Source organism: Luteibacter sp. KNZ12-1A (assembly GCF_056755675.1).
In genome coordinates this window covers 19,502-36,500 of record NZ_JBPGXU010000034.1, presented here as the reverse complement: position 1 = coordinate 36,500, position 16,999 = coordinate 19,502, and the positions used below count along the sequence as shown (strand labels likewise).

The following is a 16,999-nucleotide window of genomic DNA, read 5'->3' as shown; positions in this document are numbered from 1 at the left end:
GAGCATGGGCGCCACCGCGCCGCCGGGCGGTCTGCAGGCGCGCCTGTTTCCCCTGCGTTTCATTTCCGCGACCGAGATGCAGAAACTGATCAAGCCCTTCGCGCGGCCCGATGCCACCTTGCTGGCCGACCCCACGCGCAACGTGCTGGTGATGGCCGGCACGCCGAGCGAACTGGAGAACTACCAGCGCACGGTGCAGACCTTCGACGTGGATTGGTTGCGTGGCATGTCGGTGGGCGTGTTCGCCTTGCAGCGTGCCCAGGTGAAGGAGCTGACGCCGCAGCTCGACAGCCTCTTCGGTGAAAAGGGCAACACGCCCATGGCGGGCCTGCTGCGCTTCATTCCCATCGAGCGGACGAATTCCCTCGTGGTGATCAGCCCGCAACCGCGTTACCTCGACGAAGTGAAGACGTGGATCGAGCGCATCGATCGCGGCGGCGGCAACGAGCCACAGCTCTATGTCTACGACGTGCGTAACGTGCAGGCGGCGGACATGGCCGACTACCTGTCCGATATCTATGGCGGCGGCTCTGGTGGAGGAAAGTCGAGCGATCGCGGCGGCAAGGTCGGGCCGGGGCTCAGTTCCGGCACCCTCGGCGGCGACAGCAACCTCGGCAATCGTGGTGGCTCGGGCCTAGGCAGCACCACGGGCGCGTTCGGCAATGCGGACGCTTCGTCGTCATCGGGCACGTCATCGGGCTTGTCGACCTCGACCGGTTTCAGCGCTTCCACCGGCGGAACCGCCGGCACGGCAACCGGCGGCGGCCTCGGTGGTGGAGACTCCACCGAGGCCAGCGAGAATGGCGGCGGCCGCCATGCGTCGACGACCACGGACGAAGGCGTGCGCATCACCTCGGTGGATGCGAACAACCAGGTGATGGTGCGCTGCCGGCCGTCGCAGTGGACGGAGATCGAGCAGGCGATCAAGCGGCTGGACAGCGTCCCTTTGCAGGTGCAGATCGAGACGCGCATCCTCGAGGTAACGCTGACGGGCAGCTTCCAGTTCGGCGTGCAGTGGTACCTGGAAGGCCTGGTCGGCGGCACCAATGGCTCGGTGGGGCAGCCGGGCAACAAGCAACAATGGGCGTTGGGCAACGGCGGCAACGTCTACAACCCGAGTACCGACAGCTTCTTCTACTCCTTCGTCAACAACAACCTCGCCGTCGCGCTGCGTGCGATGGAGACCAGCGGCAACACCAAGATCCTCTCCGCGCCATCATTGGTGGTGCTGAACAACCAGAAGGCGCACATCCAGGTCGGCGACCAGATTCCGATCACGCAGACCTTCGTCAACACCAACGCCAACACGGACAACACGATCGGCCAGGTGGAGTACAAGGACACCGGCGTGATCCTCAACGTGCGCCCGCGCGTGAATCCCGGTGGGCTGGTGTACCTCAACGTGAGCCAGGTGGTCAGCGCGGCGGGCGCGAAAGATACGACCACGGGAAACTTCCCGATCCAGCAGCGCGAGGTCGCCACCCAGGTGGCGGTGCAGAGCGGCCAGACGGTGCTGCTCGGCGGCCTGATCAAGGAAGACGACAGCACCACGGACACGGGCATCCCCGGGCTGAACCGTATCCCCGTTTTCGGTCGCTTGTTCGGTTCCACCAACCGCGGCCGCAACCGCACGGAGTTGATCGTGCTGATCACGCCCAGGGTGATCAGCAACGGCGAGGAAGCCAAGCAGGTGACGGACGAGTACCAGCGGAAGTTCGAATCGCTGCGGCCATTGAACGGGGCGCCCTAGAAGCGCCGCCGATCACTCGGCGGGGTAGGCACCGGCGGGCATCGGCCAGGTCCGGCGCAGGTCGGGCATGCCCGGCATCGTCGTGGGTTGCGGCAAGGGTAGGGGCATGCGCGTTCCGACGCCGCCGCCAGTGGCGTCGCCGACGATGGCGATCACGCAGCCACCGCTTTCCTGCGAGGTTCCGAACGACAGGCGGCCCCATGGCATCTGCATCACCAGGTAGCGGTTGGGCAACATGGAAGGCGCGTTGGGCAGGTGGGTGTCGGAAGCCGGTGCGTGGAACCTGTCGTCCACCTCGCCGCGCTGGAAGCAGGGCCGTTGTTCCAGCTGGATCGAAGTGAAGCGCACCATGGGGACGTCGCCGCCCTCGTCGAAGCCACGGGCTTCGAACGCGCTGACGCGATACCCGTCGCGGGTGACGAAGGGCATGCTGCGGACAATCTGCGGCGGAGCGTCGGCCGTCGGGTGCAGGCCGCCCGGGACCTTGCTCGATAACGAGTCCATCGCGTTGGGCAGGGTGCCCATCGTCGCGTTGATGATCTCCACCAGCGTCTTGTCGCTGCGCGGCACGCTCGCCGGCTCGCCGCTGGCGGGGCAGGCCAGCGTCAGGGCGAGCAGGGTAGCCAGGGAGCGGAAGGGGCGCATGGGGTCCGGAGCAGGGTGATCGGGGGCGCTAGTGTGCACGAGTTGGCGGCTTCCTACTCCGTAGACGTGGCGGCAGGCTTGCATGCGTCACGATCGCCCGAATATCGGTCACAACGTGCCAGCTGGTTCCCCCGATGACAGACCTCCGCTTCGACAACGCCTTCGTCCGCGAGTTGCCGGCCGATCGCGACACGTCGAACCGGCCCAGGCAGGTGGCCGGGGCCGCGTTCTCCTGGGTCGACCCGACGCCCGTGCCGGCGCCGCGGACGGTGGCGGTCGCGGGCGAGGTCGCCGGCATGCTGGGCATCCCGTCCGGGGCGCCCGGTTTTGCCGAAGTCTTCTCGGGGAACGCCCGCTGGCCCGGCATGACCGGCTATGCGATGGCCTATGGCGGACACCAGTTCGGCCACTGGGCCGGGCAACTCGGCGATGGCCGGGCGATCGGCCTCGGCGAGGTGCTGACGGAGCGGCACGGGCGTCAGGAGTTGCAACTGAAGGGTGCCGGCCGGACGCCGTACTCGCGTGGCGCCGACGGACGCGCGGTGCTGCGATCCTCCATCCGCGAGTTCCTCTGCAGCGAGGCGATGCACCACCTGGGCGTGCCGACCACGCGGGCGCTGTCGCTCGTGGCGACAGGCGAGGCCGTGGTGCGCGATGTGATGTACGACGGCCACCCGGCACCGGAGCCGGGCGCGATCGTCTGCCGCGTGGCCCCTTCGTTCCTGCGCTTCGGCTCGTATGAACTGCCGTCCTCGCGCGGCGATATCGGCCTGCTGCGCCAGTTGACCGACTTCACCCTCGCCACGCATTACCCCGAGTTCGCCGGTCTTCCCGGCGAACAGGGCTACGCCGCCTTTTTCATGGAAGTGTGCGAGCGCACCGCGAGGCTCATGGCGCACTGGATGCGCGTGGGCTTCGTGCACGGCGTGATGAACACCGACAACATGTCGATCCTCGGTCTCACCATCGATTATGGCCCGTACGGCTGGGTCGACAATTTCGATCCGGACTGGACGCCGAACACTACCGATCGCGCGCACCGTCGCTATCGCTTCGGCCAGCAGCCCCAGGTGGCCTACTGGAACCTGCAACGGCTCGCCCAGGCCTTGTCGCCGCTGTTCGAGGGCGTGGAAGCGTTGCAGGCGGGGCTGGACCGTTACGTGGAAACCTTCGAAGCCACCGATGCCGCCTTCTCGGCCGCGAAGCTGGGCCTCGCCGGCGCGCGCGAAGGCGACGAGGCATTGGTGGCCGACCTGCGCGGCTTGTTGCTGGCCGGGGAGATGGACATGACGATCTTCTATCGCGACCTCGCGGCGCTGGATCTCGCCGCCCCACGGGTGGGAAGCGTCGGGGCGTCGTTCTACGACGAGGCGAAGCGGGCCGCGATCGATGGCCCCTTGCAGGCATGGTTGCAGCGCTACGCGGCCCGCGTACGCGAGGACGAATCGTCTGACACGGAGCGGCTGGCCCTGATGCACGCGAGCAATCCGCGCTACGTGCTGCGCAATTACCTCGCCCAACAGGCGATCGACCGCGCGGAGCAGGGCGACGACGACGGCATCCTCGAATTGCTCGATACGCTGCGCCGGCCCTATGACGAGCAGCCGGGCAGGGAACACCTTGCCGGGCGCCGGCCGGATTGGGCGCGTGAACGCGTGGGCTGTTCGATGCTCTCTTGCAGCAGCTGAGCGGCCCCTGGGCTAGAATCGCCGGTTCCTTCACGTCGTCGAGGTCCATCGCGTTGTCCGCCGGTTCCGCTTCCGACGCCGCCCTCGATGCCTTGTTCGTGCCCTTCGCGACGGGCGTGTTGGCCTTTCCGGCCGATGGCAGGCTGTTGATGTTGCGCGCGCGCGATGGCTTCGCCCTGCGCGAACGCCGGCGCCCGGGATGGATCTTGCAGCAATCGTTCAAGCCGGCCGCCGACGCCCTGGCACGGTCGGGTTTCGACGTGTCGCCCGAGGTTCCCGAGGGAAGTTTCGGCGTGGTGATGGTGCTGCCGACCCGCCAGCGCGAGGAATCGCGGGCCTTGTTCGCACAGGCGATGTCGCTGGCTGGCTCCGGCGGCGTCGTCGTCGCCAGCGTGCCGAACGCGGAAGGCGCCAGGACCGCCCAGGCGGATCTCGCCCTGTTGGCCGGTGGCGTGGGCGAGTTGTCCAAGCACAAGTGCCGCGTGTTCTGGACACGTCCGGGTGCCGTCGCCGATCCGGCACTGCTTGCCGGCTGGCTCGCGCTCGACGCGCCGCAGCCGATTGAAAGCGGGCGTTTCGTGAGTCGTCGCGGCCTGTTCGCCTGGGATCGCATCGACACCGCGTCGGCCTTGCTGGCGAGCGTCCTGTCGTCCGACCTCTCCGGCCGCGTGGCCGACCTCGGCGCTGGCTTCGGTTATCTCGCTTGCGAGGTCGTCGAGCGCTGCGCGGCGGTCTCGGCCGTGGACCTCTACGAGGCCGAGGCACGCGCATTGGAGCCCGCCCGGCGCAATCTCGCCGATGCCATCGCCCGCGCCGGCCGCATCGTCGCCGGCAACGTGCGCTGGCACGATGTCACCCACGGTATCGACGCCGGATACGACGCCATCGTGTCCAACCCCCCATTTCACCAGGGGCGCGCCGACGACCCGCAACTGGGCCGCGCCTTCATCGCCGCCGCCGCGAAAGGCCTCGTGGCGCACGGTCGCTTCTGGATGGTCGCCAATCGGCACCTGGCCTACGAGGCGGCGCTCGACGCCAGCTTCGCCAGTGTGCGCACCGTCGTCGAACGCGACGGCTTCAAGGTCATCGAAGCAAAGGACCCCCGCCGATGAAACTCGTACGCCTCCTGGCGAATCTCGGCTATGGCAGCCGCAAACAGGTCGCGGCCATGTTCCGCGAAGGGCTGGTCACGGATGCGGCGGGCGAGGTGCTGTATGCGGACGACAAGGTCGAGCATGCCGAGGTGCGCTTCGAGGGAGAGCCACTGGATCCACCGCAGGGGATGTTGCTGATGCTCAACAAGCCCGTCGGCTACACCTGTTCGCGCAAGGACGTGGGCAGGCTGGTCTACGACCTCCTGCCGCCGCGTTTCGCGTTGCGCAATCCGGTGCTGTCGACCGTGGGCCGGCTGGATCGGGATACGTCGGGGCTGCTGCTGTTCACCGACGACGGACAGCTCCTGCACCGGATCATCTCGCCGAAGGCCGCGGTGGCGAAGGTATACGAGGCGACGCTGGCCGAGGACCTGCGTGGCGACGAGGCCGCGATCTTCGCCGCCGGCACCCTGATGCTTGAGGGCGAGACCGAACCGCTGGAGCCCGCGGCGCTGGAGGTGCTCGGCCCGCGCCATGCCCGGCTCACGTTGACCGAGGGGCGTTATCACCAGGCGCGCCGCATGTTCGCGGCCGTGGGCAACCACGTGGCGACGCTGGAGCGCATCGCGCTCGGCGGCCTGTCGCTGGACGACCTGCCTTCCGGCCAATGGCGCCTGCTGACAGCGGAAGACACGGCCAGGATCTTCGGCTGAGGCCGTATCGGCTTCGGCGGGTTCGTTATGGACGCTCCCTGCACATCGGGTGCAGTATCCCCGGGTCACCTCGCTCCCATAGGAATACGAAGATGAAACGAATCGTCATCGCCGCGGCCGGGTTGTGTGTGTGCGTCGCCGCCCAGGCCGCCGACAAGAGCATCGTGGTGCCCATGACCCTCGTCACCGCCGACGGCACGGGCGCCTCGGTCGGCAGGGTCATGATCACCGAAGGTGCCGGTGGCCTGGTCTTCACTCCCGATCTCAAGGGCTTGCCGCCGGGTGAGCACGGCTTCCACCTGCACGAGAAACCCAGCTGCGATCCGGGCGAGAAGGATGGCAAGAAGGGCGCCGCGCTGGCGGCCGGCGGCCATTACGATCCCGGACACACCGGCAAGCACGAGGGGCCGGAATCCTCCATGGGCCACGAGGGCGACCTGCCCAAGATCACCGTGGGCGCCGATGGCACCGACACCACGGCCGTGACCGCGCCGCGCCTGACCAAGCTCGCGACGCTGAAGGGCCATGCCTTGATGATCCACGCCGGCGGCGACAATTATTCCGATCAGCCCGCACCCCTGGGTGGTGGTGGCGCACGCATCGCCTGCGGCGTCGTCCCGTAAGGAAACCATGTCCCAAGGCGGTCTCTTCGCCCCCGAACCGCTCGTGATCGTCGATGACGAGCACGGGCGGTTCGCGTATGAGCCCGGCGTGATTCCACCCGGGCGTGCCGCCGACTGGTTCGCGAGCCTGCTGGCGGACATCCCCTGGGAAGCGCAGAGGCGTGCGATGTACGGCCGCGACGTGGACGTGCCGCGGCTGCTCCAGCATTACGCTTTGGACGACCCTGCCTTGCCACCCGTCGTCGTTGAGGCGGCGCGCGAGGTGATCGCGCTCACGGGCGTACGTTTCACCTCGGTGGGCCTGAACCTTTACCGCGACGGCCGCGACAGCGTGGCGCCGCACAACGATCACATCGAGGAACTGGCGGAGGGCGAGCCCATCGCCTTGCTTTCCCTGGGCGCCACGCGGCGCATGATCTTGCGCGAACGTGACGCACCCCGGCGCAGCTTCGACATCGACATGGAACCGGGCAGCGTGCTCACGATGAGCTACGCCACGCAATTCCACTACGACCACGGCATCCCGAAGACGCGCGGCAAGGTAGGGCCGCGGATCAGCCTGGCTTTTCGCGTCCGGCCGGAGGGTAAGGCGGCTAGCAGGCGATATGGGTCGCGGAAGAAGATTTCTTAGTTGTTCACTCGGCTCGGCTTTGCGGTTGGGGGCGGGACGGCGACTACCGTCGCGCCGAGGGTGGCGCCCGGCAGCTCCCCCGCCGCGCACGATGAGCGCGAGGGCGAAGCCGAGCCCACCCACAGCAGGCTCAAAAGAGATCGATGCTGCCCAATGACACCGGCGTAGCCAGTTCGCCCCGGCGGGTGAGCGACTCGTAGCCGTGCACGCTGTCGCGGCCGTTCTGCTTGGCGAAGTACAACGCCTTGTCCGCGCGGTCGAGCACGATCTCGGGGTAATCGTTCTCGGTGATGCGCGCATAGCCGATGCTGACGGAGACGTGGCCCACCTGCGGGAACGCATGGTCGGTCACGAACTGGCGGAACCGGTCGAGGACGAGGTGGACGGCCGTTTCGTCCTGAGCCGCGAGCAGGATCACGAATTCCTCGCCGCCGAAGCGGAACAGCACGTCGCTCTGGCGGAAGCTCGCGCGCATGTGCTGGGCCAGCATGAGGATGACCTCGTCGCCGTAGACATGGCCGTAGGTGTCGTTGATCCGCTTGAAATGGTCGATATCGAGGATCGCCAGGTAAAGCCGGGAGGGCTCCTCGACCGGCTGGCGCTTGTCCTCGCCGTCCTGCACCGCGCCGCGCGCTTTCTGGCGTTGAAGGGTGAGCAGGCGCTGCAGGCGTTGCTCGAAGCTGCGCCGGTTGTACAGGCCGGTGAGCTTGTCGCGCTCGCTTTCGTTGAGCAGGGCGATGTAGTTGCAGTAGATGCGCGCGAAGCCTTCGACCATCGCGCGAACGTCGTCGAGGGAATCCGGGGCCTCGAGCATCAGTGCGCCGATGGCGGTATGCTCGCGCTGGATGGGGATGACCAGCCGGCTGTTGCCGTCGTCGGTGATGTCGCTGATCGCCTCGAGCGTCTCCATGGCGCAGACGAGGGTGTCGACGGGATCCCCCTCCCGCGCAGGATCGAGCGCCTCGATCATGAAGCCGCCATCGGGCTTGCGCGAACACACGACGATCGAATCCACGGGATGCTGCGGGTTTTCGCCCCGCTTGCACAGGGTGACGCTGTTGACGGCGATGAGTTCGGCCAGCGACAGCACCATGCTGTGGTCCAGCGCGTCGATGTCGCGGTGGTGCGTGAACTCGGCCACCGAAGCGAGCAGGCGCGATTCGGGCAGGACGCCAGCAGGGCTGTGCCACGGCGCTTTCATGCGCATGGCTTCCGCGCGAACGCATCGTCGCGACGTGGATAATGGACTTGCACCGGCACTCCCTCCCCCGAGTGGGGCAACGCCAGGCGGCCCCGTGTGTGCGTCGAACCGGACTTCCTGCCGGTGACTCCCTGGAGGGGTTAGCGGCTGGAAAGCCGCCGACTTTAGGGCAAAACGCGAACGGATGTCGAAAATCGTGACGCAGTCATCGATTTGGTGTCTTCACAAACATGAACCGTTGCGCTAGTCAGTCGCCTTCCAGCCACCCGCGCCATTTGAAGAACAGCACCGGCAAGAGGATGCTGACCACGATCGCTCCCAGGGCCATGGGATAGCCGAAGGTCCAGTCCAGTTCGGGCATCTTCTTGAAGTTCATGCCCCACACGCCGACGAGGATCACCGGAGGAATGGTGGCCACCGAGGTGACGGTGAGCACTTTCATCACGTGGTTCTGGTCGGTGCTGATGAAGCCGAGGCTGGCGTCGAGCAGGAACTGCAGCTTGTTGGTGACCTGGTCGTCGAACTCGTCGAGCGTGCGCAGGTCGTGCTCCACGACGCGCAGGCGAACCTCGACGTCGTCGGACATCCACTCGGGCTTCTTCGCGCGCAAGAACGATACGATCCGCTGCACGCCCAGCATCGAGGAGCGATTGCGCGCCTGCTCGCCTTCGAGGCGACCGACCTCCAGCATGCAGTTGCGCAGTGCCGGCGTGCCGATCCGCTCGGGCGTGAATATCCGGTCGGAGAGTTGCTTCAGGTCGGCGGACACGTCTTCCATGCGCTTGGCCGCCAGGTTGACGATCGCCTCGATCAACGTCGCGAGCACATCGGCGCTGGATTCCCAGCGGTGCTCCTGGCAGCTTTCGCTGGCCAGCTCGAACGCGGGCGACTCCTCGAAACGCAAGGTCATCAAGACATGGCCGGTGATCACGATGCCTACCGGGCCGGGATGATGATTGTCCGGCGAGTCGGCGAAATACGGGATCGACAGGTACATCGCGCCGTCGTCGGTGCGGATGCGGCTCGATAGCGCCAGGCTCACCACGTCGTTACGTTGTGGGATGCGCAGGCCGGTGATCTCGCTGGCGCAACGCCGTTCGTCTTCACTTGGATCGAGCAGATCCACCCAGATGGGGGCATTGGGTTTGGCCATGCCCGCGGTCCAGCGGACGGGGCCGGTGTACTTGCCATGTTCGTGGATGATCAGCACGTGCGCGGGTGTCCTTGGCTTGGGCTGGGAGGAGTCTACGCCGGTGATGACACGCATGGCCGAACACGCGCATGCTTGACGCCAGCGATGCCGGCTGCCGGACCAGGAGAGATACCGATGAGCGATACCGCCAAACCGCTGGAGATCATCCACGACAGCGCCAACCAGGTGTTTCTCGTCGTGGTCGATGGCCACACCTGCGAGCTCGAATACCGTCTCAGCGGCAAGACGATGACCATCACCCATACCGGCGTGCCGTCCCCCGTGGGTGGGCGTGGGATCGCCGCGCTGCTCACCCGCTTCGCCGTGCAGATAGCGGAGGCGAACGGCTGGAAGATCGTTCCCGCGTGCGGCTACGCGGCGACATGGTTCGAGCGGAATCCGGAATACGGGCATCTGTTGGCTTGAGGTGACCCGATCGCCGCTTAAGCGGCGACAGGCCTCGCGAGTTCGTTCAGCGGCGTGTTAGCTTTCGCGTTCCCACACAGCCAGGGTCACCCATGCGTACGAAGTGGATCGTCGCCGCCGTCGCGCTCGCCTGCGCCGGCCATGCCTTTGCCGACACCCCCGTGAAAACCGCGGACGATCCGCGCATCGCCGCGATCCTCGACGCCCTGGGCAAGGTGCGCACGATCGAATCGGTGGCCTTGTCGCCGGATGCGAAGCATCTCGCCTGGGCGGTGAAGACCAACGGCAAGCCGGTGCTCGAAGTGGCCGATGCCGACGGCCGCAACGCCCACCGCGTCACGGCGAGCAAGGGCTGCAGCGAGATCTCCGTCGCGTGGGCGGCGGATTCGCAACATCTTGCTTTCCTCTCCGATTGCGCGGGCAAGGCGCCGGGCGTGGAGGAGGGCAAGCAGAACGACATCTACGTGGTGGATATCGCCAGCAAGGCGCCGCCGCGGCGGATCACGCATCTCGCCGGCTACGTCGATGGCCTGGCATGGCGTCCCGACGGCAAGGCCCTGGCGTTCCTCTACGTGCCCAATGCCACCCGCCGCGCCAGCGCCACCGCGGCCGCCAAGCCGCAGCTGGGCGAGGTGGGCGTCGAAGGCATCGAGGTACAGCAGGTAGCCAGCGTCGGCGTCGACGGTGGCACTATCCGCACGCTGACCCCGGCGGGCCTCCACGTCTACGAATTCGCATTTTCGGCAGACAGCGGCCGGATCGCCTACGTGGCGGCGCAGCCGCCCGGCGACAACAACTGGTGGCTGGCGAAGCTCTATGCCCAGCCGGCCACGCCCGGTGCGCAGGCGGTCACCCTTGTCGATACGGCGGCGCTGTCCGGTCCGCTCAAGGACTTGCAGGTGGCCGTGCCGCGCTTCTCTCCGGACGGCTCCCGGGTCGCCTTCATCGGTGGCCTCATGAGCGATCAGGGTTCGACCGGCGGCGACATCTGGACGGTACCGGCCGCGGGCGGCGCCGAGCCGATCGACGTGACGCCCGGCGTGACGACCACGCCGGCGTGGCTGGCATGGACCGCGCCCGATCGCCTGCTGGTCGCCGAACATGCCGCCGGCGCGAGCCGGGTGTCGAGCTACGCGGTGCCCGCCAGTGGCCCCGCCACGGCCACCACCGTGTTCGAACTGCCGATGACGATCGGCGACGGGCGCCTGTCGATGTCGCTCTCGCTGGGTGCCGACGCGGGCAAGGCCGCCTTCATCGCCAGTTCGTTCGAGAAGGCCTTTGAAGTACATGTCGCCAACCTCGACGGGCAGTCGGTGCCAAAGGCGGTGACGACGTTCAACGCCGCGTTGAAGCCTTCCTGGGGAAAGGCTGAATCGATCGCCTGGAAGAATGAAGGCCATGACGTGCAGGGCTGGTTGCTGTATCCGGCCAACTACGATCCGAAGAAGCGCTACGGCATGATCGTCTCGATCCACGGTGGCCCTGCGGCCGCGGTGACGCCGCGCTGGCCGGGCGTGGGTTACGGCGGGGCGCCGCTCTCGGCGTTGGGCTACTTCGTGTTCATGCCCAACCCTCGCGGCAGCTATGGGCAGGGCGAGGCGTTCGTGCAGGCCAATCGCAAGGACTTCGGCTATGGCGACCTGCGCGACGTGCTGGCCGGTGTCGACGCGATCGAGAAGAGCCATCCGGTGGACGACCGGCGGCTGGGCCTCACCGGCTGGAGCTACGGCGGCTTCATGACGATGTTCGGCGTGACCCAGACTCAGCGCTTCCGCGCCGCGGTCGCCGGCGCAGGCATCTCCAACTGGCAGAGCTATTACGGCCAGAACCTGATCGACCAGTGGATGAAGCCTTTCTTCGGCGCTTCGGTCTATGACGATCCGGGCGTGTACGCGAAGAGTTCCGCGATCAATTTCATCAAGCAGGTGAAGACGCCGACCCTCGTGGTGGTGGGCGAGCGCGACGCGGAAACGCCGGCGCCGCAGTCGTTCGAGTTCTGGCATGCGTTGCGTGCCCAGGACGTGCCGACTTCGCTGGTGGTCTATCCGGGCGAAGGTCACGGCTTTGCCCGTGACGCGAGCCGTCGCGACGTGCTCGCCCGTGCCCTGGCCTGGTTCGACCGCTACCTCTCGGCGGGAGACAAGTAGACGCCAGGGGCCGGGGGGCGCGCGAGTGTCGATCGGCGTATTTGCGTTTTTCCGCCGACCCAGCATCATGCGATGCATGTGACGCTAAAGTCGGGGGCGATGGTGGCCGTTAATTCAGTCTCCCGGGAGCAGGACCGGAGCGTGGTGTGCTGACACATCGTAGCGTCGAGGGCGGCATCCATCTTGCCGCTTCGAAGTGTGCCCGCTGGTCCGTATCCGGGCCTGGCGAGGTCTCCCGTTGCGACACGTTCGGCACGGTCGGCGCCGGGCTGGGCTGGATGGTGGCGCTCATCGTCGTGTGCGCCCTGGCCGCGGTGGCCATCGCCTGGCTGGTCGGACAGCGGCGGCGCCTCCACGCGAAGCTCAAGGACCCCCGGGAGCAGGCGAGCAGGGCGCTCGCCTTCCATGCCTATCACGACACCCTGACCGGCTTGCCCAACCGCGCCTATCTCATGCGCGAGCTCGAACAGGCGCTGGCGGCCCCGCAGGCGGGTTCCCTGGCGGTGATGTTCATCGACCTCGATGGCTTCAAGGCCATCAACGACACCCTGGGGCACGAGGCGGGCGATACCTTCCTGCGCGCCGTCGCCAGTTCCCTGCGCAGCAGCGTGCGCGAACGCGATACAGTTTCCCGTTTCGGCGGCGACGAGTTCGTGGTGGTGGTACAGGGATATGGCGGCATGGAGAACCTGATCCGGGTCTGCCGCAAGGTGCTCGACCTGGTTTCCAAGCCGGTGAACGTGTCAGGCCAGCTCGTGGCGGTGAGCCCGAGCATCGGCGTGGCCGTGGCGCCGCAGGACGGCGACGTGGCATCCGCCTTGATCCGCAACGCCGATGCCGCGATGTACGCGGTGAAGGAAACCGGCAAGGCCGATTTCCGTTTCTACGAGGAAGGGATGCTCGAACAGGCACGCGAACGCCTGGCCCTCACGGTGGAGCTGCGCGAAGCCTTGCAGGCGGGCGAACTCGCCGTCGAATACCAGCCCAAGCGCAACCTGCGCGACGGCACCCTGGCTGGCGTGGAGGCGCTGGCCCGCTGGCGCCATCCGTCGCGCGGCGACGTGCCGCCGACGGTCTTCGTGGCGATCGCCGAGCGCTCCGGCCTCATCCATGCCCTGGGCGAATACGTGTTGCGCGAGGTGCTCGGCCAGCTGCAAGCCTGGGACGCCGCCGGCATCCAGGTCGACTACGTGGCGATCAACCTGTCGATGCAGGAACTCACCCGGCCCGCGTTCGTCGACACCTTGCACCGCGCGGTGCGCTCGTACGGGGTCGACCCGATGCGGATACGCTTCGAGCTCACCGAATCCACCGCGATGCGCCAGCCGGAAGAGACCATGCGCCAGTTGGTGAAGCTGCGCTCGCACGGCTTCGACCTGCTCATCGACGACTTCGGCGCCGGCTACTGGAACCTGAGCCACCTCCGTGAACTGCCGGTGGGGACGATCAAGATCGACCAGTCGTTCGTGCGTGGCAGTACGCTGAACCTTGCCGACCGCGAGATCACCGAGGCCATCGTCGGCCTGGCCAAGAAACTGAACATGCGTACGATCGCCGAGGGCGTGGAAACCGAGGCGCAGGCGCACTGGCTGCGCGACCTCGGGTGCGACATCGGGCAGGGTTACTTCTTCGCCCGGCCGATGACCGCCGCCGCCTTCTGCCACTACCTCGATCCGACCGCGGCCTATGCTGGCTGACCGCCCGACGCGGCCCACTCGTTTCCCGCGCCTTCGAGCCTGTCTGATCGTCCTCGCGGCGGCGCTGTGCTGCTTCGTCACGGCGGCGCCGGCCCAGGTCGCGCCCAGCGTGGGCGTGGACCCGTGGGCGGTCTACGAATCGGTCTGGTTCGATACGGTGGGTGTCGCCGATGGCCTTCCGCATTCCACCACCACGGCCATCGTCCAGGACACCCGTGGCCTCATCTGGATAGGCACCTTCGGCGGCCTGGTGCGGTACGACGGCTATCGCATGCAGGTGTTCGGCCAGGAGCCGGATTCGTACGCCGGCGCCGTGCTGCCCGATTCGTACGTGCGCGCGCTCATGCCCCTCGACGACGGCGGCCTGCTCATCGGCACGAACGCCGGTGGCCTCGTCCGCTTCGACCCATCCACGATGCGTTTCCACGTGTATCCGGTCGGGCCGGGCGGTACGTCCAGCGGCAAGGTGTTCGCCATCGCTCGTGCGCGCGAACGCGGCGAGTTCCTGGTCGCCACGGAAGGCGGTGTCGACCGGCTCGATCTCGTCAGCGGCCGGATCACCCATGAATCGGTGACCCCGGGAGATGCGAAGGACATGCTGCCGCGCACGTTCGTGGTCGCCGAGGACAAGGCTGGCAATGTGTGGGCGGGTGCGGACAACGGCTTGTTCATGCGCCGTCCCGGGGGCCACTTCGAACGCGTGCACTCCAACGATCCGGCGGTCGACGAGATCCTCCACGACCAGGTCTGGGCGCTGTTGCAGGACAGCCGTGGCCGCCTGTGGGTCGGCACGGGGCAGTCGGGCGCGTTCTATATCGATGCGAAGGGCCAGGGCCATCTCGTGCCGGGCTTTTCCGGCAAGGGCGGGCTGGCCCGCCGCCGCACCGTGCGCGCCTTGCACGAGACACCGCAAGGCGTGCTCTGGGCCGCCACCGATGGCGCGGGCGTGGTCACCTACGATTTCAACACCGGTCGGCTGCGCACGCTGAGCCACGACGCCGCGATGCCGTCGTCGCTGCCGGGCGACATCACGCGCGACATCTTCCAGGACACCTCGGGCAACATCTGGGTGGCGACTGAACTGGGCGCGGCACATTACGATCCGAACGGGCGCAAGGTGTTCTCGGTGCTGCCTTCGCCGCTGGAGACGCACACGCTGTCCAATGCCAACGTGCATTCGGTGTTCGTGGACCCGCGTGGACGCGTCTGGCTCGGGCTCGGCATGGGCCGCATCGACGTGCTCGACCTCGGCAAGGGCAGCATGCACCACCTGCAACTGGGCGGCGAACAGGCCGAGCGCGACGTGCAGGCCTTCGTGGTGGCCCCCGACGGCTCCATCTGGGCGGGCGCGCAAGGCATCTCGCGGATCGATCCCGACACGTTCGAGCTGAAGAGTTCGATGATCCCGAACCTCGACGGCCGCCTGATCCTGTCGATGCAGCGCGACGGCGACGACATCCTGATCGGCGGCTACGACGGGCTGTTCCGCTACGACACGCTGCACGGCACGCTCGAACAGATGCGTCACGACGACGCCGATCCGAAGAGCCTCGTCGGCGACCAGGTGCGCTTCATCGTGCGCATGCCGGATGCGTGGTGGTTCGCCACCATCAGCGGCATCAGCATCGCCTACGATGGCGAGAAGGGCTTCGTGAACCTGCGTCACGATCCCGCCGATCCCGCGAGCCTGCCGCAGGACTACACCGGCTCGATGGCGTTCGATTCGCACGGCCGGCTCTGGCTGGGCACGTTCGGGGGCATCGCCTACCTCGACGCGTTCAAGCCACGCGGGCCCTTCCGCTTCGGCTTGATCGGCGCGCGCGAGGGCTTGTCCAACACCAAGATCAACGCCTTGCTGATCGACCACGACGACCGCGTCTGGGCCTCGATGGCCAACGGCGTGGCGATGATCGATTCGGCCAGTCATCGCGTGGCCGACCTGGGCATCCGCGATGGCCTGCGTATTCCCAGCTACATCCATCGCGCGGCGGCGGAAGCGCCCGGCGGCGAACTGATGTTCGGTGGCCTGGGCGGCCTGACGGTCGTGCGGCCGTACTGGGTGGCGCCCTCCGTGGCACCGCCGCGCCTCGCCATCACCCAGGTCTCGGTCAACGAGAAACCCTTGCCATTGGAAAAGATGCCGGACGAGGGTGGCCGGGTGGTTCTCGACGGTGACGGGCGCAACATGCGCGTGGATTTCGCCCTGCTCGATTTCCGTGCGCCGCTGGAGACCCACTACGCGTACCGCATGGACGAGGCGGACGGGGCCTGGAACGAGGTGCCGCGGGGTATTCCGCCGAGCGCGATCTATACCAACCTCGCCAGCGGCACATACACCTTGCGCCTGCGCGCCACGATGCGCGGCCTCGACGCGCGGACGGTCGAGACCTCGATCCGCGTGACGGTGACGCCGCGCTGGTACGAGAGCCCGTGGACCCTGCTGGCCGGCATCGCGTTGGGCGTGCTGGCGTTCTTCGGGCTGGTGTACCTGCGCACGTTGTACCTGCGCCGGCGCGCGCAACTGTTGCAGGCGCAGGTCGACGCGCGCACGCGCGACCTCAAGGCGGCCAACGAGCGGCTCGACCATCTCGCCGGTACCGACGAGCTCACCGGCTCGCTCAACCGCCGCCGCTTCCTCGAACAAGCCGAGCGGGTGCGCCAGGGTGCGGCCAACGACGGCATTCCCTTCAGCCTCGTGCTCATCGACATCGACGAATTCAAGGCGGTGAACGACACCTACGGGCACCTGGCGGGCGACACGGTCATCCGCGAGACCATGCGGGTGATCTCGTCGATGTGCCGCGCGGATGATCTCGCCGGGCGCTTCGGGGGCGAGGAATTCATCCTCTGCCTGCCCGGTGCGCTGGCGGAGCATGCGCTAGACATCACCGAGCGCGTCCGCCACGCGCTGGGTGCGATGGTGATCGCGCACGGCGACTACCGCATCCGCATCACCGTGAGCGCGGGCGTGGCCATGTGGCGCGCGCCGGAATCACTGAATTCATTGCTGGGACGGGCGGACGAGGCCCTGTACGAGGCGAAGAACGAAGGGCGTAACCGTAGCCGTATCGCAGGCTTGTGATCGCCGCTGAAGCGGCTTCCCACTCGAGATGTGGGAGCCGCTTCAGCGGCGATGGGTACTTGCCCCAGCCTGGCCCGCTGCCGCGGATCGCCGATAAATCGGCTCCCACG

13 protein-coding genes are annotated in these 16,999 nt (G+C 67.3%); 10 read left to right on the top strand and 3 right to left on the bottom strand.

Going from position 1 to position 16,999, the window contains the following annotated elements; translation table 11 throughout:
- A partial coding sequence (gene gspD, locus ACR9ZJ_RS09400) for a type II secretion system secretin GspD (protein WP_481287613.1) occupies positions 1 to 1,750 on the top strand: 1,750 nt, incomplete at its 5' end.
- Positions 1,751 to 1,762: 12 nt separating this feature from the next.
- Here gspD and ACR9ZJ_RS09395 read toward each other — a convergent pair.
- Positions 1,763 to 2,395 carry a hypothetical protein gene (locus ACR9ZJ_RS09395; protein WP_481280593.1) on the bottom strand — a complete coding sequence of 211 codons (633 nt, stop codon included), beginning with the start codon at positions 2,393 to 2,395 and terminating at the stop codon, positions 1,763 to 1,765.
- A gap of 134 nt (positions 2,396 to 2,529) precedes the next feature.
- On the opposite strand from ACR9ZJ_RS09395, the gene ACR9ZJ_RS09390 reads away from it, so the two are divergent.
- The 5 genes from ACR9ZJ_RS09390 (at position 2,530) to ACR9ZJ_RS09370 (ending at position 7,144) form a co-directional block, all read left to right on the top strand.
- Positions 2,530 to 4,083: a protein adenylyltransferase SelO gene (locus ACR9ZJ_RS09390; RefSeq protein WP_481287612.1), complete on the top strand. Its 1,554-nt coding sequence runs from the start codon at positions 2,530 to 2,532 to the stop codon at positions 4,081 to 4,083.
- A 47-nt stretch (positions 4,084 to 4,130) separates the two neighbouring features.
- Positions 4,131 to 5,195 carry a class I SAM-dependent methyltransferase gene (locus tag ACR9ZJ_RS09385; protein ID WP_481287614.1) on the top strand — a complete coding sequence of 355 codons (1,065 nt, stop codon included), beginning with the start codon at positions 4,131 to 4,133 and terminating at the stop codon, positions 5,193 to 5,195.
- The gene (locus ACR9ZJ_RS09380) at positions 5,192 to 5,890 is read left to right on the top strand and encodes a pseudouridine synthase (RefSeq protein ID WP_481280590.1); all 699 of its coding nucleotides are present in this window, start codon (positions 5,192 to 5,194) and stop codon (positions 5,888 to 5,890) included. The genes ACR9ZJ_RS09385 and ACR9ZJ_RS09380 overlap by 4 nt, the downstream gene beginning before the upstream one ends.
- A gap of 92 nt (positions 5,891 to 5,982) precedes the next feature.
- Positions 5,983 to 6,513 (top strand): superoxide dismutase [Cu-Zn] SodC, encoded by a 531-nt coding sequence (gene sodC / locus ACR9ZJ_RS09375; protein WP_481287611.1) that lies wholly within the window; start codon positions 5,983 to 5,985, stop codon positions 6,511 to 6,513.
- A 7-nt stretch (positions 6,514 to 6,520) separates the two neighbouring features.
- A complete protein-coding gene (locus ACR9ZJ_RS09370; protein WP_481287610.1) occupies positions 6,521 to 7,144 on the top strand; it encodes an alpha-ketoglutarate-dependent dioxygenase AlkB family protein in 624 nt (207 codons plus the stop codon).
- Between the two features lie 130 nt (positions 7,145 to 7,274).
- On the opposite strand, the gene ACR9ZJ_RS09365 is transcribed toward ACR9ZJ_RS09370, so the two are convergent.
- Together ACR9ZJ_RS09365 and ACR9ZJ_RS09360 are read right to left on the bottom strand one after the other, a co-directional pair.
- Entirely contained in the window at positions 7,275 to 8,345 is a 1,071-nt protein-coding gene (locus ACR9ZJ_RS09365) for a GGDEF domain-containing protein (protein ID WP_481280587.1), read from the bottom strand.
- A 247-nt stretch (positions 8,346 to 8,592) separates the two neighbouring features.
- On the bottom strand, positions 8,593 to 9,555 hold the full coding sequence (locus tag ACR9ZJ_RS09360) for a CorA family divalent cation transporter (protein WP_481280586.1): 963 nt from the start codon (positions 9,553 to 9,555) through the stop codon (positions 8,593 to 8,595).
- A 117-nt stretch (positions 9,556 to 9,672) separates the two neighbouring features.
- Between ACR9ZJ_RS09360 and ACR9ZJ_RS09355 the strand changes: the two genes are divergently transcribed.
- From ACR9ZJ_RS09355 to ACR9ZJ_RS09340, 4 genes are all read left to right on the top strand, one after another.
- Entirely contained in the window at positions 9,673 to 9,963 is a 291-nt protein-coding gene (locus ACR9ZJ_RS09355) for a GNAT family N-acetyltransferase (protein ID WP_481280585.1), read from the top strand.
- Between the two features lie 92 nt (positions 9,964 to 10,055).
- On the top strand, positions 10,056 to 12,110 hold the full coding sequence (locus ACR9ZJ_RS09350; protein ID WP_481287609.1) for an alpha/beta hydrolase family protein: 2,055 nt from the start codon (positions 10,056 to 10,058) through the stop codon (positions 12,108 to 12,110).
- A 146-nt stretch (positions 12,111 to 12,256) separates the two neighbouring features.
- Positions 12,257 to 13,807 carry a putative bifunctional diguanylate cyclase/phosphodiesterase gene (locus ACR9ZJ_RS09345; RefSeq protein ID WP_481287608.1) on the top strand — a complete coding sequence of 517 codons (1,551 nt, stop codon included), beginning with the start codon at positions 12,257 to 12,259 and terminating at the stop codon, positions 13,805 to 13,807.
- Positions 13,797 to 16,889, top strand: a complete 3,093-nt coding sequence (locus ACR9ZJ_RS09340) for a ligand-binding sensor domain-containing protein (protein WP_481287607.1) — start codon at positions 13,797 to 13,799, stop codon at positions 16,887 to 16,889. Before ACR9ZJ_RS09345 ends, ACR9ZJ_RS09340 begins: the two co-directional genes overlap by 11 nt.
- Positions 16,890 to 16,999: the final 110 nt, after the last annotated feature.